This window comes from Bradyrhizobium sp. MOS003 (genome assembly GCF_003020125.1).
GTDB lineage: Bacteria > Pseudomonadota > Alphaproteobacteria > Rhizobiales > Xanthobacteraceae > Bradyrhizobium.
Window position 1 is genome coordinate 621,363 of the sequence record NZ_PYFW01000002.1, and the last position, 18,263, is coordinate 639,625.

Genomic DNA, 18,263 nt, shown 5'->3' on the forward strand with positions numbered 1-18,263 from the left:
TTCCATGAAACTGTACTATTCGCCCGGTGCCTGCTCGCTGTCTCCCCACATCGCGCTCCTGGAAGCCGGCTTGCCCTATGAGCTGGTCAAGGTCGATATCCGGGCCAAGAAGCTCGAAAATGGTGAGGATTACCTGAAGCTGAACCCCAAGGGCCAAGTCCCTGCGCTGGGCCTCGACAGCGGTGAGATCGTGACCGAAGGCCCGGTGATTGTCCAGATGATCGCCGATCAGGCTGCGGCCAAGGCGCTGGCACCCGCCCATGGCAGTTCCGAGCGCTGCAAGCTGCTGGAGTGGCTGAACTTCCTCACCTCCGAGGTGCACAAGAGCTTCGGTCCGATGTTCGCGCCGGCCCTGAACGACGAGGCCAAGGCCTTCTTCAGGGATCGCGTCATGGGCAAGCTGAAATACATCGACAGCCAGCTCGCCGGCCGCGACTACCTGATGGGCAAGCAGTTCACCGTCGCCGACGGCTATCTTTTCACGATGCTGACCTGGGGCGACCGGATGAAGTTCGACCTCTCGGCGATGCCCAACCTCGTTGCCTATAAAGACCGGGTCGCGGCGCGCCCGCAGGTACAGGAAGCGCTGAAGAAGGAAGGCCTCGCGCAGGCGAAATAAGCAGGGCTCCTCCAAAAGTGAAAGGCCGGATCGTCGATCCGACCTTTCCTGATTTTGCGCACGCGCGCTCTCAGGCCGCCGCCTTCTTCGGCGCGAAGCGGCCGTAGAAGGTCTCGCCCTTCGCCGCCATTTCTTCGAGCAGTTTCGGCGGGGTGAAGCGCGAGCCGTATTTCGCTTCCAGCTTGTGGCAGAGCTCGACGAACGTCTTGGGTCCCATGAAGTCGATATAGGACAGCGTGCCGCCGGTGAACGGCGCGAAGCCGAAGCCGAGGATGGAGCCGACATCGGCCTCGCGCGGATCGGTGATGACGTGGTCCTCGACGGTGCGCGCGGCTTCCACCGCCTGCACCACCAGGAAGCGCTGCTTCAGTTCCTCGATATCGAGCGTGTCAGGGTCGAGCTGCTTCGGCTGCAGCGCCGAGAGGCCGGGCCAGAGGCTCTTCTGGCCTTTGCCCTTCTCGGGATAGTCATAGAAGCCCTTGCTGTTCTTGCGGCCGAGACGGCCCTGCTTCTCGACCATCTCCACCATCAGGTTCCTCTGATCGGGGTTGATGGCGTTGGGGCCGAGATCGGCCTCCGTCGCCTTCATGATCTTCAGACCGAGATCGAGCGCGACTTCGTCGGAGAGCGAGAGCGGGCCCACGGGCATGCCGGCCATCTTGGCGCAGTTCTCGATCATCGCGGGCGGCACGCCCTCGAGGAACATCTCGTTGCCCTCGGCGACGTAGCGGCCGACGCAGCGGTTGGCGAAGAAGCCCCTGGAGTCGTTGACGACGATCGGCGTCTTGCCGATCTGCCGGACGTAATCCAGCGCGGTCGCGAGCGCGAGATCGCCGGTGTTCTTGCCCTTGATGATCTCGACCAGCATCATCTTCTCGACCGGCGAGAAGAAATGGATGCCGACGAACTTGCCCTGGTCCTTGAAGCCTTCGGCCAGCGAGGTGATCGGCAGCGTCGAGGTGTTCGACGCGAAGATCACGTCCGGCTTCATGTGCTCCTGCGCCTTCGCGAAGGTATCGGCCTTGACCTTGCGGTCCTCGAACACGGCCTCGATGACGAGGTCGACGTCCTTCAGCGCCGCATAGTCCGCGGTCGGCGTGATGCGCGCGAGCAGCGCTTCGGCATCCGCGGGCTTGGCGCGGCCCTTCTTGATCTGCTCCTCGATCACCTTCTGCGCATGCGCCTTGCCCTTGTCGGCGCTCTCCTGGTCGCGGTCGATCAGAACGACGTCGAGGCCGGCGCGGGCCGAGACGTAGCCGACGCTCGCACCCATGAAGCCCGCACCGATCACGGCGATCTTCTTAACCTTGGTTGCAGGCACGTCCTTCGGACGGCGTGCGCCCTTGTTGAGCTCCTGCATCGACAGGAACAGGCTGCGGATCATCGCGGCCGCTTCCTTCGAGCGCAGCACCGAGGTGAAGTAGCGCGACTCCACCCGCAGCGCGGCATCGATCGGCAACTGCAGGCCCTCATAGACGCAGCTCATGATGGCACGCGCGGCCGGATAATTGTCGTAGGTCTCGCGGCGATAGATCGCGTTGCCGGCCGGGAACATCATCATGCCGGCCTTGGAGAACACCGGACCGCCGGGCAGCTTGAAGCCCTTTTCGTCCCAGGGCGCGACCGCCTTGCCGCCGCCCTTGATCCAGTCCTTTGCGGCCTTGACGAGATCGGCGGCGGGAACGATGGCGTGAATGAGGTTGAGCGCCTTCGCCTTCTCGACGGTGACGGGATCGCCCTTGAGCAGGATCGTCATGGCGTCCTGCGGCGGCACCAGGCGCGGCACACGCTGCGTACCGCCGGCACCGGGGAATAGGCCGACCTTGACCTCGGGCAGGCCAAGCCGGGTCTTGGGATTCTCCGCGGCGACGCGGTAGTGGCAGCACAGCGTGATCTCGAAACCACCGCCGAGCGCGAGGCCGTTGATCGCGGCCGCCCACGGCTTGCCTGACGTCTCGATCGAGCGCAAAACCTGCGAGAAGCGGCGGCTCTGGTCGAACAACATCTGGTTCGCGGCGGTCTCGCCCTGCTCCTTGAAGACCTTGGCGTAGGCCTGGTTCATGCCTTCGAGCATGGAGAGATCCGCGCCGGCGCAGAATGCGTCCTTGGCGGAGGTGATGACAACGCCCTTCACCGCGGCATCCGCCGTGGTTTGCTTGACGATCGCGTCGAGCTCGTTGGTCGAGGTCTCGTCGAGCACGTTCATCGAGCGGCCCGAGATGTCCCAGGTGACGAGCGCGATGCCGTCTGCGTCGGTCTCAACCCTGAAGTTCTTGTACGACATGTTGCTTGCTCCTCGGGGCCGCAGCCGGTCTCAGGCGCGGCGGTTGACTGTGATATCGTGGTGATCTCGTAGGGTGGGCAAAGGCGCCCTTGCGCCGTGCCCACCATCTTTCGCGGAGATATCAATGGTGGGCACGTTTCGCTTTGCCCACCCTACGGCAGTTCGTTACACGCGCTCGATGATGGTCGCGGTGCCCATGCCGCCGCCGATGCACAGCGTGACGAGAGCGGTGGACTTGTTGGTGCGCTCCAGCTCGTCGAGCACGGTGCCGAGGATCATCGCGCCGGTCGCCCCTAACGGATGGCCGAGCGCGATTGCGCCGCCGTTGACGTTGATCTTGGCGTTGTCGATGTCGAAGGCCTGGATGTAGCGCAGCACGACCGAGGCGAAGGCCTCGTTGAGCTCGAAGAGGTCGATGTCCGACTTCTTCATGCCGGAGCGCGCGAACAGCTTTTCGGTGACGTCGACCGGACCGGTCAGCATCATCGCTGGCTCGGAGCCGATGTTGGCGAACGCGCGGATCTTTGCACGCGGCTTCAGGCCATACTTCGCACCCGCCTCCTTGCTGCCGAGCAGCACGGCGCCGGCGCCGTCGACGATGCCCGAGGAATTACCGGCATGGTGCACGTAGTTGACGCGCTCGATCTCCGGATGGGACTGGATCGCAACGCCGTCGAAGCCGCCCATCTGCGCCATCATCGTGAACGACGGCTGCAGCTGCGCCAGCGACTGCATCGTCGTCGACGGACGCATGTGCTCGTCCTTGGCGAGGATGGTGAGGCCGTTGATGTCCTTCACCGGGACGATCGACTTGTCGAAGCGGCCTTCCTCCCAGGACTTCGCCGCGCGCTGCTGGCTCTGCACCGCATAGGCGTCGACGTCGTCGCGCGAAAAGCCGTATTTGGTCGCGATCAGATCCGCCGACACGCCCTGCGGCATGAAATAGGCCGGCACCGCCATCGACGGATCCATCGGCCAGGCACCGCCGGAGGCGCCGATGCCGACGCGGCTCATGGATTCGGCGCCGCCGCCGATCACCAGTTCATGCTGGCCGCTCATCACCTGGGCTGCGGCAAAGTTCACGGCATCGAGACCGGAGGCGCAGAAGCGGCTGATCTGCACGCCGGGCACGGCTTCGCCGAGACCGGCCTTCAGCGCCGCGAAGCGCGCGATGTCGGAGCCGGCTTCACCGACCGGATCGACCACGCCCAGGATGACGTCGTCGACGGAATCCTCGGGCAGATTGTTGCGGTCCTTCAGCGCCTTCAGCGGCACCGTCGCGAGTGCGAGCGCGGTGACTTCGTGCAGCGAACCGTCCGCCTTGCCGCGGCCACGGGGGGTGCGAACGTGGTCGTAGATGAATGCCTCAGGCATGACGCCCTCCTGATATGATGTTCGATACGATTGGGAGCAGGCAGCGGGAGCAGGCTCAGAACGCTTCCGCCGGCAATTCCATGATGGTGGCGCAGCCGGCCTGGATGCGCGCAAGATTGGCGGCGGTCTCCGGCAGCATCCGCTCCATGAAGAAACGGCCGGTGACGAGCTTGGTGGAGAGATAGGGCGTCGCCCCGCTCTCGGCAATCTTGGCATTCGTCACCTTGGCCATCTTGGCCCACATGTAGCCGAGCGCGACGAAGCCGAAGAGATGCAGGTAATCGGTTGCGGCGGCGCCGGCATTGTCGGGCTTCGCCATCGCGTTCTGCATCAGCCAGGTCGTGGCCTGCTGGAGATGGCCGAGCGAGGTCGAGAGCGGGGTGATGAACGGCTTCAGTGCCTCGTCGCCGCCGTTCTCCTTGGCGAAGGCCATGACTTCGCCGAAGAAGGCCATGATGGCGCGGCCGCCGTCGCGCGGCAGCTTGCGGCCGACGAGGTCGAGCGCCTGGATGCCGTTGGCGCCTTCATAGATCATGGCGATGCGCGCATCGCGCACGAACTGCTCCATGCCATGCTCGGCGATGTAGCCGTGGCCACCATACATCTGCTGCGCCTGCACCGCGTTGGCGAAGCCGTAGTCGGTGAGGAAGCCCTTCAGCACCGGGGTCATGAGGCCCATGTGATCGTCGGCGGCCTGGCGGTCCTTCGGGTCTTCGGAGCGGTGGGCGACGTCGCTCTTCAGCGCGGTCCACATCACGAAGGCGCGCGCGGCTTCGTTGAAAGCGCGGATCGAGAGCAGCGTGCGGCGCACGTCGGGATGCACGATGATCGGGTCGGCCTGCTTGTCCGGCGCCTTCACGCCGGTGAGCGAGCGGCCCTGGATGCGCTCGCGGGCATAGGCGACCGCGTTCTGATAGGCGACCTCGGACTGCGCGAGACCCTGCACGGCAACGCCGAGCCTCGCCTCGTTCATCATCACGAACATGCCCTGCATGCCCTTGTTCTCTTCGCCGATCAGCCAGCCGGTGGCGCTGTCGTAGTTCATCACGCAGGTCGAATTGCCGTGGATGCCCATCTTGTGCTCGATCGAGCCGCAGACGACGCCGTTGCGGGCACCGACCGAGCCATCCGGATTCACGAGGAACTTGGGCACCACGAACAGCGACACGCCCTTGATGCCGGCCGGTGCGCCCTCGATGCGGGCGAGCACGAGGTGGATGATGTTGGGGGCGAGGTCATGCTCGCCGGCGGAGATGAAGATCTTGGTGCCCGTGATCTTGAAGCTGCCGTCGGCCTGCCGCACCGCCTTGGTGCGGAGCATGCCGAGATCGGTGCCGCAATGCGGCTCGGTCAGGTTCATGGTGCCGGTCCATTCGCCGGCGACCATCTTCGGCACGTAAATCTGCTTCTGCTCGGGCGAGCCATGAACGATCAGCGCCGCGGTCGCGCCCATGGTGAGACCGCCATACATCGAGAACGCCATGTTGGCGGAGATCTGGAATTCGTTTACCGCCTGCGAGAGCGTCACCGGCAGGCCCTGGCCGCCGAACTCGGTCGGCGCCGACAGACCGAGCCAGCCGCCCTCCGCGACCTGCTTGAACGCTTCCTTGAAACCCTTCGGGGTGGTGACGCTGCCGTCATCGGCGCGCTTGCAGCCTTCGAGATCGCCCACGCGATTGAGCGGCTGCAGCACCTCTTCGGCGAGTTTGGCGGCTTCACCGAGAATGGCTTCACGCACGTCGCTCGACGCATCGGAGAAGCCGGCCAGATTGTCGTAGCGGTCGATCTGGAAGACGTCGTTGAGCAGGAAGTTCACGTCTTCGACGGGGGCTTTGTAGATCGGCATTGCGGTCTCCCGGCATGGGCTTGAAGTGGTGGAATTCTCTGAACGATCCCTGCGGCGCAGCTTCATCCGCGAGCTTAGCGGGTTCTGCAACCTCGGGGCAGGGTCATGACTGGGCGGCCAACTGCTCCGCCATCAGGCGGTGCAGCATGTTGATCGCCTTGAGCGGACGCACCATCACCTTGAAATGCGTGATGTGTCCCTCGGCATCGAAGCTGATGATGTCGACACCATTGATCTCGATACCGTCGATCATGGTCTTGAATTCGAGCACGGCGCCGCGCTCGCTGGTCCACTCACCGACATAGGTGAAGCCGGGACCACCGAGCACCTTCTCGGCACTGGAGAGGTATTTGAAGGTGATGTCGCGCCCGCGCTGCGGCGAATGCACGACGGGACTTTCGAAGACGGCGTCGGGATGCAGGAGGCCCCAGAGCGCGGCGCGATCATGAGACTTCATGTAGGCGTACCAGGAGTCGAGACCGGTCATTCTCGGGTGCCTCCCTCAAGGCCATGTAAAAAATGCGAAAACAACCCCATGCACAGTAGAGATCTGATTGATTTCGTTGAGCTTTTACAGGCCGGATTTCGAGGCCGTCCTGCAGAGTCCATATGCACATTGACGCATATGCGCCAATGCGCATAAAGTCAAGCGAGTTGGTCGAGGTCGAAGAAGGAGGCCGGTCATGGCACTGGGCGACGCAATCCTCGCATGCCTGACGGAACGTCCGATGACGGGCTACGAGCTCGCCAAGACGTTCGACTCCTCTATCGGCTTCTTCTGGAAGGCCGACCACCAGCAGATCTACCGGGAGCTCTCCAAGCTGCGCGACCGCGGCCACATCCAGGGCCGCGAGGTCGTGCAAACAGGCAAGCCCAATAAACTCATCTATACGCTCACTCCCGAGGGCCGAACAGCGCTGCGGCACTGGGCCGCGCGGCCGAGCACGCCGCCTTCGATCAAGGACGACCTCCTGATCCGCCTGCATGCGCTCGACAGCATCGACATCGAGCCCATGCGCACCGATCTGATGGCCCGCTTGGAGCACCACCGCGACCGCCACGCCAATTACGAGCGCATTTTGAAGAAGCGCTTTCCGGAGGGAATGGCGGAGGGCCGGCTTGATCTCGGTAACCTGCTCCTGCTCCGCCTGGGGGCGCGCCATGAGCAAATTGTCGCCGACTTCTGCGAGGAGGCGCTCGATGCGCTGTCGGCGATGAGCGGCAAGGCCACGGTGGTGCCGCTGGAAGACGGCAAGCGCGAGGGGAAGGGCTGAGGCGGACGTCTGGATGAAAGTATCGAGAACCGCGAGAAGTCGTCGCGGGGCGGGAACATCGACGGTCCGTTAAACGGGCAAATTGTCGCTCATCCCGGGCGGCACGTCGCCCTGCTCGGACCGCTCGGCCAACAGCTCTTTTTCAGCCTCATACCAGAAGGCATCCATTTTCTCGTTGGGTTCGCCGGCACCCTTCCAGATTTCATAGGCGCGTTTGCGAACATCTTCTTCGGTCAGACCAGCCATTCTCAGCCATCCTTCGTTGCTGCAGCTCCAAGCGGCCAGCACGCATAGAGTTCCTTCCTGGAGCGTGGGGAGGGCGAGATTTGCGACCGCATCCGACGGTCCGAGCGGGAGCAGGCCGCCCAACTTTAAGACACCCGCGACGCGTTCCTTAACCCGTTATTTACCGTAACGGACAAAAGTCGGTTTTCGAGGCAGACGACCCGCGCCATATCCGATTGTCTTGCAACCGGCACGCGTGGGGAGACTGGAGGCGCCGGGTGGGGCGTCGGAGTCGGAACCGGACAGAGTCATGAATTCGCGCGTATCGTGGAGTGTTGACGGCATCGATCCATCCGTCAGGGAGCGGGCCGAAGCTGCTGCGCGTCGTGCCGGCATGTCACTCAACGATTGGCTGAACTCCACCCTCGGCGAGACCGCTCCCCCCAACTTTCGCGAACCTTACGACCAGCGCCCGCAGGCTCCGCCCGCTCCGAGCCAGGAGAGCCGCGAAGTCGCCGACATCCACCAGCGGCTCGACGCGATCACCCAGCAGATCGAACGGATTTCCAAGCCCGTGCAGCGCAGGGATACTCCACGACAGGATTCGTCGCGGCAGGACCCTACGCGGCCTGACGGCGCGCGCGAGCAAGGCGTTGCGCGCCAGCTCAACGATGCGATTTCGCGGCTCGATGCACGGCTGTCGCAAATCTCAAGGCCGCAGCAGCCTCAACCGCAGCTGCCCCCGGCTCCGCGCCCGGCGCCGGCCGACGCGCGCCAGCGCCAAGCCGATGCGGTCGAGCGTGCGGCAGCGCAGGTCTATCGCAACGCCCCGCCCCTGAGCCCCGCTTCGTTCGACGTCGCCGTCGCCGAGATCACCGCGCGACAGAGCGAGCTCGACGGCTTCACGCCGCGGCAAATGCCGCCGCGTGCCGCGCCCTCGATCGCGCCCAATGCCGCTCCCTGGGCCGCTCCAGTCGCACCTCCGATGGCGCCACCCGCGCCTGCCTATGCTCCGCCGCCACCGCAGCCGGGGCCGGATTTTTCCGCGCTCGAGCGCCATCTGCTCAAGATCACGAGCCAGATCGAGTCGCTGCAGCGCCCCGACAATACCGAGCAGGCGATCAATGCGTTCCGCAGCGAGCTTGCCGAGATCCGCAACGCCATCACCGAGGCGATGCCGCGGCGCGCGATCGAGTCGATCGAGAACGAGATCCGTTCGCTGCACCGGCGGATCGACGAGACGCGTTCCAACGGCACCGACGGCCAGGTGCTGTCAGGCATCGAGCACGCGCTGTCCGACATCAAGCAGGTGCTGCGCACGCTGACGCCGGCGGAGCAGCTCACCGGCTATGACGAGGCGATCCGCAATCTCGGCGCCAAGCTCGACCTGATCCTGCGCGCCAATGACGATCCCTCGACGGTGCATCAGCTCGAAAGCGCGATCGCAGCGCTGCGCGGCATCGTCTCCAACGTCGCCTCCAATGAAGCGCTGGCACGCCTGTCCGAAGACGTACAGCTGCTATCGTCCAAGGTCGACCAGGTCACCCGCGCCTCCGGCCAGGGCGACAGCTTTGCGGTGCTGGAGCAGCGCATCGCGGCGCTCACCGCGGCGCTGGAAACGCGCGAGCGGCCGCAAGCCACCGAGAGCACCGAGCACCTGGAATCCGCGATCCGCGCGCTGTCGGACCGTTTCGACCGCATGCAGGTCGGCAACGATTCGGCCTCGACCTTTGCCCATCTCGAACAGCGCGTCTCGTATCTGCTGGAGCGGATCGAAGCCGCCGCCGATCCGCGCAACGGCAATTTGAGCCGCGTCGAGGACGGCCTGCACGACATCCTCAGGCACCTCGAGCGGCAGCAGGCGACCTATTCCGCGCTGGCCGAGAGCCGCAGCTCCGCGGCCCCGGCCGATTCCGGAGTGGTCGATCTGGTCAGGCGCGAGCTGTCCGACATCCGCTTCAGCCAGACCGAGACCAACCGCAGCACCCAGGACTCGCTCGACGCCGTCCACAGCGCGCTCGGCCATGTCGTCGACCGCCTCTCGATGATCGAGGGCGATCTGCGCGCGGTGCGCACCGCGCCGCCGGCCCCTGCGCCGATGCCGATGGCCGCGCCCATGGAGCCCGCTCCGCCGATGGCGCGTGAGCCGCGGCCGCAAGCCCAGCAGCCGAAATACGATCCCAAGCCCGAGCTGCCGAACCCCGCCGCGCAGCAACACGGCCAAAGCGCCTTCGCCCAAGCCGCCTTTTCCGCCGCGCCGCGTGAATTCCATGCCCCTGCCCCTGTCGCGCCGCCGCCGGTGCCATCGGCACCACCGGTGCCGCCGCGCGCGATCAGCGAGATCCTGGAACCGCACACGGTGCCCACGCGCGCCGCGCTCGCGCCGGAATTGCCGCCGGATCATCCGCTCGAGCCGGGCACACGGCCCGGTGGGCGGGTTGCCACGCCCTCGGAACGCATCGCCGCCTCCGAAAGCGCGATCAGCGACATTCCCGCCGCTGCGAAAGAGCCGGTGTCGTCGTCGAGCTTCATCGCGGCCGCCCGCCGCGCCGCTCAAGCCGCCGCCGCTCAGCCGGAAGCGCCGGCGCGCGGTGCCAAGGGTACCAAGGGTGGTGCGAAGGCCGGGGCCGATCGCGCCAAGGACAAGGACGGCAGCTCGACCATCACCTCGAAGATCCGCTCGCTGCTGGTCGGCGCGAGCGTGGTCGTCATCGTGCTCGGCACCTTCAAGATGGCGATGAACCTGCTCGAGGGCGGCCCGTCGCCGGCGCCGCAGGCCATGGACAATACGTTGAGCCAGCCGGCGCCGCAGGCCCCGCCGCCGCCGGTGATCGAGAACAAGCCGGCCACGCCCGAGCAGGTCACGCCGTCGATGACCTCGCCGACGCCGATCGGACGGCAATCCCAGAACAACGCCGCGCCGGCAGCTGCTGCGCCCGGCCCGGCCAACTCGGCCTCGGTTGAAATTCCCCCGGCGCCCGCCGCAGCCGTGCCGCCGCCTGCCGCGAGCAGCGACGTCACCGGCGCGCTGTCGGGCACGAGCCGCGCCAAGCTCGGCATGATCCAGGTGCCGCCGAGCGAAAAACTGCCTGACGGGATCGGCGGCCCGCTGCTGCGCACCGCCGCGATGAAGGGCGATGCGACCGCGGCCTACGAGATCGGCCTGCGCTTTGCCGAAGGCAAGGGTGTTGCCACGAATTACGACGAAGCGGCCAAATGGTACGACCGCGCGGCGCAGGCCGGCGTGATCCCCGCGACCTTCCGCCTCGGCACGCTCTACGAGAAGGGCCTCGGCGTGAAGAAGGACGCCGACATCGCCCGCCGCTACTACACCCAGGCCGCCGAGCGCGGCAACGCCAAGGCGATGCACAATCTCGCGGTGCTCGACGCCGACGGCGGCGGACGCGGCGCCAACTACAAGAGCGCGGCAATGTGGTTCCGCAAAGCCGCCGATCGCGGCGTCGCCGACAGCCAGTTCAACCTCGGCATCCTCTATGCCCGCGGCATCGGCGTCGAACAGAACCTCGCCGAATCCTACAAATGGTTCAGCCTCGCCGCCGCTCAGGGCGACACCGACGCATCCGGCAAGCGCGACGACGTCGCCAAGCGCCTCGACCCGCAATCGCTCGCGGCCGCCAAGCTCGCGATCCAGACCTTCAGCGCCGAGCCGCAGCCCGACGACGCGGTCAACGTTACGGCTCCGAACGGCGGCTGGGACAGTGCGCCGCAGGCAAGCGCCAAGCCCGCGCCGAAGCCGGTCGCGGCCAAGCGCTCGGCCTCCGCGGCGCATTGAGGCGCTGGCATTTAGATCGAACCAAGTGAGCCACAAGCTCGGTGCACCTCTCCCGCTTGCGGGAGAGGTCGGCGCGTCCCGGGCGATGCGAAGCATCCTCCCGCGCGCCGGGTGAGGGTTCTATCCTCTGGGGGATTGTCCCGTTGTGGAAATACCCTCTGCCCGACCCTCCCCCGCAAGCGGGGGAGCGAGCGCACCTGCGATGACGCCAAGCTTCATCGCACTCTCCTCTTCACCCATTCACCACGCCCGAAATTCCGGGTCCCTCCCCGCTCCAAATTCCGCTATTGAGAGACGCGGCAATCGTTCCGACCTTCCGGCGGGCGTTGCGCGACAATCGATCAGTCTCGCCGGAGCGTGGTCCTTCGATGCAGCTCTACCTTCCGATCGCCGATCTTCCCGTCAACGTCTTCCTGGTGCTGGCGATGGGCGCCGCGGTCGGCTTCGTCTCGGGCATGTTCGGGATCGGCGGCGGCTTCCTGATGACGCCGCTGCTGATCTTCATCGGCATCACGCCGGCGGTGGCGGTCGCCTCGGTCGCGAGCCATATCGCAGCTTCCTCGTTTTCCGGCGCGCTGTCCTACTGGCGGCGGCGTGCGATCGATCCGGCGCTGGCGGGCGTGTTGCTCTGCGGCGGCGTCACCGGCACGGCGCTCGGGGTGTGGACCTTCACGCAGCTGCGCGCGCTCGGTCAGCTCGACCTGATGATCGCGCTCTCCTACGTCGTGCTGCTTACCACGGTCGGCAGCCTGATGTTCTCGGAAGGGCTGCGCGCCCTGATGCGAACCCGGCGCGGCGCGCTGCCGCCGCGCCGCACGCACAACTGGATCCACGGCCTGCCGCTGAAGATGCGGTTCAAGCGCTCGAAGATCTATCTGTCGGTCATCCCCGTGGTGGTCGTCGGCATTATGATAGGCTTCATCGGCGCCATCATGGGCATCGGCGGCGGCTTCATCCTGGTGCCGATCATGATCTATCTCTTGCGGGTGCCGACCTCGACGGTGATCGGGACCTCGATGGTGCTGACGCTGGTCACGATGCTGTTCGCGACCATGCTGCATGCGGTGACCAATCATCTCGTCGACGCGGTGCTGGCACTGATCCTGATGGTCGGCGGCGTCACCGGCGCGCAGTTCGGCGTCCGCGCCGGGCAGAAGATCCGCGGCGAGCAGCTACGGCTGCTGCTCGGCCTTCTGATCCTCTCGGTCGGAATCCGCTTCGCGGTCGAGCTGGTGATCCAGCCCGCGGACCTCTTCACCATCCGCGAGGTAGGGGGCAGCAGCTGATGCGCACGCTCGTCGCAGCGCTTCTCATCCTCATGCTCGGCTCGGTGGCGCGGGCCGAGCGGCTGATCGTGTCGGTTTCCAACCACCGCGTCACCGTGACTCCGAACTATTCGGGCGAGGAGCTGGTGCTGTTCGGCTCGGTCGAGAAGGACGCGACGACGCCCGCCGATCGCACCGCCTACGATCTGGTCGTCACCGTGATGGGCCCGCGCGCCGACATGGTGACGCGGCGCAAGGAACGCACCTTCGGCATCTGGATCAACACCGATTATCGCCAGTTCCTGCAGGTGCCGAGCTATCTGGCACTGTTCGCCAACCGCCCCTTCGACGCGGTCACCTCGCCCGAGATCGCGCGGCGCCAGCAGGTTGGGTTGAACAACGTGCTGCTCACGCAGAGGGTCAGCGGCGACTTTGCCGACGTGGTGCCGAACGACGCATTCCGCTCGGCCTTCATCCGCCTGCGCACCCAGCGCGGGCTCTATCGCGAGGATCCGAGCGCGGTTACGTTCCTGACGCCGACCCTGTTCCGCACCGGAATCCCGCTGCCGGCGGAGGTGCCGATCGGCACCTACGAAGTCGAGATCAGACTGTTTGCGAACGGCGCGTTCATCGGCAAGACCGAGACCGCGTTCGAGATCGTCAAGGTCGGCTTCGAGCAGTTCGTCGCCACCACCGCGGGGCAGAACGGGCTGATCTACGGCCTCGTGACCGCCGCGATGGCGCTGATGACGGGATGGATGGCGTCGATCGTGTTTCGGAAGGATTAGCCGTCGTCATTCCGGGGCGCGCGCGGCGCGAACCGCACCTGAGAATCCATTCATCCGCGGAGTTGGTGCCCGATGGATTCCGGGCTCGAGGCTTCGCCTCGCCCCGGAATGACAGCTTCTAGGCGGCCACCTTCGCCGGCCGCGTCACCAGGTAGATGCCGAGCGCGACCGGGATGATGCCGAGCAGGTCGCGCGCCTCGACATGCTCACCGAGGACAAGATACGCGAACAGCATGCCGAGCGGCGGCATCAGGAAATGATAGGCGCTGGCGGCGGTGGCGCCGCACACTTTCAGGAGATGGAACCAGAGCCAATAGGCGAGGATCGAGCCGCCGAGCACGAGGAACGCAAAGGCGCCGATCAGCCCCGGCGTGAAGTCGATCGCGTGCACGTCGGCGAAGGTCAGCGCAACCGGCGTCAGCGCGAGGCCGGCAGCGAGGTTCTGCACGCCGTTGCCGATCCACAGCGATCCCTTCGGCGCCAGCAGCTTGAACAGGATCGTCCCGGCGACGAGCGAGGCCAGCGAGGCCAGCGTGAAGACGATGCCGTGCAGGGAATCCGTGCCGACCGACAGCCGATGCCAGACGATCAGCGTCACGCCGGTGATGCCGAGAAGCAGGCCGCCGGCCTTGCGCCAGGTCATGCCCTCGCCGAGCAGCAGCGCCGCGAGCGCCGCGGTGAAGACCGGGTTGGCCGAGACGATCAGGCCGCCGAGGCCGGCCGAGACCGATTGCAGGCCGGTGTAGCCGAGGCCGAGATAGAGCGCGTTGTTGGCAATCCCGAGCACCGCGAAGATCGCCGCATCGCGCCACGACAACGACCAATCGCCGCGGATCAGCGTGGCGCCCAGGATCAAGATGCCGGCGAGCGAGAAGCGCGCCGCGAGCAGGATCAGCGGCGGGCAATGGGTGACGCCGATCTTGCCGGCGACGAAGGCGTAGCTCCAGAGCAGGCAGAACAGGCCGATGGCGAGCGGCAACGTGTTGAAGCGGGTGCGGGGGGCCGAAATCGAGGGGGCGAGCGACATGGGGCATTCTCCTGAGCCTCGATCTAGGGACCCGGCTTGTCATTTGGAAATTAAATGATTAACTCATCGCCAGTTGATTTTCGAATGGAGGCCGCCATGCTCGATCTCGAGCTGCTGCGCAGTTTCGTCTCGGTGGTCGAGGCCGGCGGCTTCACCCGCGCCGGCGAGCGCGTCCACCGCACGCAATCGACCGTCAGCCAGCAGATCAAGCGGCTGGAGGACGACGTCGGCCAGGTGCTGCTGCATCGCGACGGCAAGAACGTGCGCCCGACCGAGGCTGGCGAGCGGCTGCTGTCTTATGCGCGGCGGCTGCTCTCGCTCGCCGAGGAGGCGCGCGACGTGCTGCGCCAGCCGGACGGCGAAGGCGCGATCCGGCTCGGCATCCCCGAGGATTTCGCGGCGTACCGTCTGACCAAATTACTGGGGGCGTTCTCGCGCTCGCATCCAGGCCTGCGGCTCGACGTGCGCGCCGACCAGAGCAAGCATCTGGCGCGCGATCTCGAACGCGGCGAGCTCGACCTTGCGCTGTTCAAGCGTGCGGCCGGCGAGAAGGGCGCGATCGCGGTTTGGCCGGAGCGCGTGCACTGGGTCACCAGCAAGAGCCATCCGGTCGATGTCCACGCCGCGTCCGTGCCGCTGATCGGCTTCCCGGCGGGCTGCCTCTACCGTGCCGGCGCCATCCACGCGCTGGAAAGCGTCGGCCGTGCCTGGCACATGGCCTATTCCTCGTCGAGCCTGTCAGGCATCCAGGCCGCGGTCGCCGCCGGCATGGGACTGAGCATCCTGTCGGAGATGTCGATCCAGTCCGACCACCGCGTGCTGACGGCGAAGGAGGGTTTTGCCCCGATCAACAAGACCGAGGTCGCACTGATGGCCTCGCCCGATGCGAGCCCGGCAACGCTGCGGCTTGCGGATCGCCTCGCCGAATTTTGCGATGCGGTGCAGGCCAAGGCAGCGTGAAGCCGCTCAGCAGTTTCACAGGCTTTTCCTCCACACTGATGGCTGAATTGATCGGCAATCTAGCGCCGAATCCCGGTTTCTCCGTGCTCGCCCGGGTTTCCAAATCGGCCCGTTCCTTGCATAAATTTACGACAGCGCAGTGCAAGGCCGCATCGGTGACAGTTCCGGTGCAGGGGCAAGACGCGTAAAGTTTAGTGGTGAGTTCGACCAGGAAGTGACGGCTTTGCAAGATCAATCGTTCCAGCCCAGTTTTCCCGCCCCCGGCCAGCCGATCGACGAACTCGCGCTGGCCGAGATCAAGGGCACGATCCTGGCGAAGCTGCGCCTTGCCATCGGCAAGGATGCGGGGATGGCGACCAAGCACGACTGGTACCAGGCCGCGGCGCTGGCGCTGCGCGATCGTGTCGTGCATCGGTGGCTCACGGCCGAGAAGCACAGCTACGACGCGGGCCGCAAGCGCGTCTATTATCTCTCGCTCGAATTCCTGATCGGCCGTCTCTTCAGCGACGGGCTCAACAACATGGGCCTGCTCAAGATCTTCGAGGTCGCGCTCGGCGATCTCGGCGTCTCGCTGCCGGAGTTGCGCAAATGCGAACCGGACGCCGCCCTCGGCAATGGCGGCCTCGGGCGCCTCGCCGCCTGTTTCATGGAGAGCATGGCGACGCTGTCGATCCCCGCGATCGGCTACGGCATCCGCTATGATTACGGCCTGTTCCGCCAGATCATCAACCAGGGCTGGCAGCAGGAATATCCCGACGAATGGCTGAGCTTCGGCAATCCCTGGGAATTGCAGCGGCCCGAGGTGATCTACGACATCAATTTCGGCGGCGACGTCGAGCATGTCGACGACAAGGGCCGCGACCGCGCGATCTGGCATCCGGGCGAGACCGTGCAGGCGATCGCCTATGACACGCCGATCGTGGGCTGGCGCGGCCAGCACGTCAACGCGCTCCGGCTGTGGTCGGCGCGTTCGCCCGATCCGTTGAAGCTGGATGCCTTCAACAAGGGCGACTATGTCAGCGCCACCGCCGAGCAGTCGCGCGCGGAAGCGATCTGCAAATTCCTCTATCCGAACGACGAGAGCCCGGCGGGCCGCGAGTTGCGGCTGCGCCAGGAATATTTCTTCGTCTCGGCCTCGCTGCAGGATCTGATCAAGCGGCACCTCGCCTCCGACGGCCAGCTGCGCAGCCTTTCGTCGAAGGTCGCGGTGCAGCTCAACGACACCCATCCGAGCCTTGCCGTCACCGAGCTGATGCGCATCCTCGTCGATCTGCACAATTTCCGCTGGGACGAGGCCTGGAAGGTCACGGTCGCCACGCTGTCCTACACCAACCACACGCTGCTGCCCGAGGCGCTCGAGACCTGGCCGGTCGAGCTGTTCGAGCGGCTGCTGCCGCGGCACCTGGAGATCATCTACCGCATCAACGTGCAGCATCTCGCGCTTGCGGAGGCGCGCGCCCCCGGCGACATCGACTTCCGCGCCTCGGTCTCGCTGATCGACGAGAAGAGCGGCCGTCGCGTGCGTATGGGCCAGCTCGCCTTCGTCGGCTCGCACCGCATCAACGGCGTCTCGGCGATGCATTCGGACCTGATGCGCGAGACCGTGTTCCACGATCTCAACCATCTCTATCCCGGCCGCATCACCAACAAGACCAACGGCATCACCTTCCGCCGCTGGCTGATGCTGGCGAACCCGAAGCTGACGGACTTGTTGCGCGAGACCTGCGGCGAGGCCGTGCTCGACGATCCGACCCAGCTCTCGCTGATCGAGGCGCGCGCCAGCGACGTCGAATTCCAGAAGAGGTTTCGCAGCGTCAAGCTTCACAACAAGACCGCGCTGGCCCGCCTGATCGGCGAGCGGCTCGGCATCAAGGTCGACCCGACCGCGCTGTTCGACGTGCAGATCAAGCGCATCCACGAATACAAGCGCCAGCTGCTCAATATCATCGAGACCGTCGCGCTGTACCAGGCGATCAAGGACGATCCCAACGGCAATTGGGTGCCGCGAGTGAAGATCTTCGCAGGCAAGGCGGCGGCCAGCTATCGCTATGCCAAGCTGATCATCAAGCTGATCAACGACGTCGCCGAGGTCGTCAACAACGATCCCGCCATCGGCGGCAAGCTCAAGGTCGTCTTCCTGCCCGACTACAATGTCAGCCTGGCCGAAGTGATCATTCCCGCAGCCGACCTGTCCGAGCAGATCTCGACCGCCGGCATGGAGGCGTCCGGCACCGGCAACATGAAGCTGTCGCTCAACGGCGCCCTCACCATCGGCACTCTCGACGGTGCCAATATCGAGATCCGCGACCATGTCGGCGCGGAGAACATCGCGATCTTCGGCATGGAAGCCGGCGACGTGATGATCCGGCGCAAGCAGGGGCTGGACGCCTCCGACGTGATCCGCAACTCGCCGAAGCTCTCGCGCGCCATCAACGCGATCGGCACCGGCGAGTTTTCGCCCGGCGACCCCGGTCGTTTCGAATCCATCGCGCATGCGCTGCGCTATCTCGACCATTACATGGTCAGCGCCGATTTCGATTCCTATTACGAGGCGCAGCGCGCAGTCGATGCGCGCTGGCTGGTCTCGCCGGCCTGGACCCGCGCGTCGATCCTCAACGTCGCGCGCATGGCGTGGTTCTCCTCGGACCGCACCATCCGCGAATATGCCGAGGAGATCTGGAACGTTCCGGTGAATCCGACCACGCCGCTGCTGCCCAATCTGCGCGACGCCGCCGGCTGATTTTCCGCGACGTGGAAGCAGCGTTACCCCGCAGGTAGTTGCGCAAGCCGGCGACGGACGTGGTATGA

At 65.7% G+C, this 18,263-nt stretch carries 13 protein-coding genes; 7 read left to right on the forward strand and 6 right to left on the reverse strand.

Annotation, left to right across the window (positions count from 1 at the left end; genetic code table 11):
• Nucleotides 1–4: 4 nt before the first annotated feature.
• Entirely contained in the window at nt 5–619 is a 615-nt protein-coding gene (gstA, locus tag C7G42_RS13455) for a glutathione transferase GstA (protein WP_106949418.1), read from the forward strand.
• Nucleotides 620–689: 70 nt separating this feature from the next.
• Here gstA and C7G42_RS13460 read toward each other — a convergent pair whose 3' ends face one another.
• From C7G42_RS13460 to C7G42_RS13475, 4 genes are all read right to left on the reverse strand, one after another.
• Nucleotides 690–2,903, reverse strand: coding sequence for an FAD-dependent oxidoreductase (locus tag C7G42_RS13460; RefSeq protein WP_106949419.1), 2,214 nt, complete (start codon nt 2,901–2,903; stop codon nt 690–692).
• Between the two features lie 165 nt (nt 2,904–3,068).
• Entirely contained in the window at nt 3,069–4,277 is a 1,209-nt protein-coding gene (locus C7G42_RS13465) for an acetyl-CoA C-acetyltransferase (protein ID WP_106949420.1), read from the reverse strand.
• A gap of 55 nt (nt 4,278–4,332) precedes the next feature.
• Nucleotides 4,333–6,123, reverse strand: a complete 1,791-nt coding sequence (locus C7G42_RS13470) for an acyl-CoA dehydrogenase C-terminal domain-containing protein (protein WP_106949421.1) — start codon at nt 6,121–6,123, stop codon at nt 4,333–4,335.
• Nucleotides 6,124–6,226: 103 nt separating this feature from the next.
• Complete coding sequence (locus C7G42_RS13475) at nt 6,227–6,610, reverse strand: nuclear transport factor 2 family protein (RefSeq protein ID WP_106949422.1); 384 nt, start codon at nt 6,608–6,610, stop codon at nt 6,227–6,229.
• A 196-nt stretch (nt 6,611–6,806) separates the two neighbouring features.
• Between C7G42_RS13475 and C7G42_RS13480 the strand changes: the two genes are divergently transcribed.
• Entirely contained in the window at nt 6,807–7,397 is a 591-nt protein-coding gene (locus C7G42_RS13480; protein ID WP_106949423.1) for a PadR family transcriptional regulator, read from the forward strand.
• A 69-nt stretch (nt 7,398–7,466) separates the two neighbouring features.
• Here the strand turns inward: C7G42_RS13480 and C7G42_RS13485 are convergent, their stop codons facing one another.
• Nucleotides 7,467–7,643: a DUF2934 domain-containing protein gene (locus C7G42_RS13485; protein ID WP_106949424.1), complete on the reverse strand. Its 177-nt coding sequence runs from the start codon at nt 7,641–7,643 to the stop codon at nt 7,467–7,469.
• 289 nt (nt 7,644–7,932) lie between these two features.
• On the opposite strand from C7G42_RS13485, the gene C7G42_RS13490 reads away from it, so the two are divergent.
• The 3 genes from C7G42_RS13490 (at nt 7,933) to C7G42_RS13500 (ending at nt 13,468) form a co-directional block, all read left to right on the forward strand.
• Complete coding sequence (locus C7G42_RS13490; protein ID WP_199580880.1) at nt 7,933–11,415, forward strand: tetratricopeptide repeat protein; 3,483 nt, start codon at nt 7,933–7,935, stop codon at nt 11,413–11,415.
• A gap of 368 nt (nt 11,416–11,783) precedes the next feature.
• Nucleotides 11,784–12,701, forward strand: a complete 918-nt coding sequence (locus C7G42_RS13495; protein WP_106949426.1) for a sulfite exporter TauE/SafE family protein — start codon at nt 11,784–11,786, stop codon at nt 12,699–12,701.
• Nucleotides 12,701–13,468, forward strand: coding sequence for a TIGR02186 family protein (locus C7G42_RS13500; protein WP_245427686.1), 768 nt, complete (start codon nt 12,701–12,703; stop codon nt 13,466–13,468). The genes C7G42_RS13495 and C7G42_RS13500 overlap by 1 nt, the downstream gene beginning before the upstream one ends.
• Before the next feature lie 118 nt (nt 13,469–13,586).
• On the opposite strand, the gene C7G42_RS13505 is transcribed toward C7G42_RS13500, so the two are convergent.
• Nucleotides 13,587–14,495: a DMT family transporter gene (locus tag C7G42_RS13505; protein ID WP_106949427.1), complete on the reverse strand. Its 909-nt coding sequence runs from the start codon at nt 14,493–14,495 to the stop codon at nt 13,587–13,589.
• Nucleotides 14,496–14,591: 96 nt separating this feature from the next.
• Here C7G42_RS13505 and C7G42_RS13510 point away from each other — a divergent pair, with 96 nt between their 5' ends.
• Both C7G42_RS13510 and C7G42_RS13515 read left to right on the forward strand, forming a co-directional pair.
• Complete coding sequence (locus C7G42_RS13510; RefSeq protein ID WP_199580881.1) at nt 14,592–15,455, forward strand: LysR family transcriptional regulator; 864 nt, start codon at nt 14,592–14,594, stop codon at nt 15,453–15,455.
• Between the two features lie 223 nt (nt 15,456–15,678).
• Entirely contained in the window at nt 15,679–18,195 is a 2,517-nt protein-coding gene (locus C7G42_RS13515; protein WP_199580882.1) for a glycogen/starch/alpha-glucan phosphorylase, read from the forward strand.
• Nucleotides 18,196–18,263 lie beyond the last annotated feature (68 nt).